The organism is Paraburkholderia sp. SIMBA_053, assembly GCF_046534895.1.
Lineage (GTDB): Bacteria > Pseudomonadota > Gammaproteobacteria > Burkholderiales > Burkholderiaceae > Paraburkholderia > Paraburkholderia caledonica.
The window spans coordinates 1-249 of the sequence record NZ_JAWRXU010001318.1 but is presented as its reverse complement, the minus strand read 5'-3'; the positions used below and the strand labels follow the sequence as shown (position 1 = coordinate 249).

Below are 249 nucleotides of genomic sequence, written 5' to 3'. Positions count from 1 at the left end.
GGCAGCACCATGAAGAGCGGCGGCTGGATCAGGCCAAAGGCTTCGAGGCCGCACGTCACGTACGCATCCGCGTCGTTGACGGACACCACGCTCTTCATTTTCACCTCGACTTCCTTGCCGTCGACGAGAAACGACCAGTCCATAACCCGGCCCGTGCGGCTCGAAAAATAATTCACCGCCTTGTGCTGGTCGAGGTCTTCGAGCGTCTGAGGAATGCCCGCGCGTTCCAGATACGCAGGCGCCGCGCAC

At 61.4% G+C, this 249-nt stretch carries 1 pseudogene; it reads right to left on the bottom strand.

Annotation, left to right across the window (positions count from 1 at the left end):
- Positions 1 to 249: pseudogene (locus tag SB753_RS39895) on the bottom strand (LysR family transcriptional regulator); the annotation flags it as partial.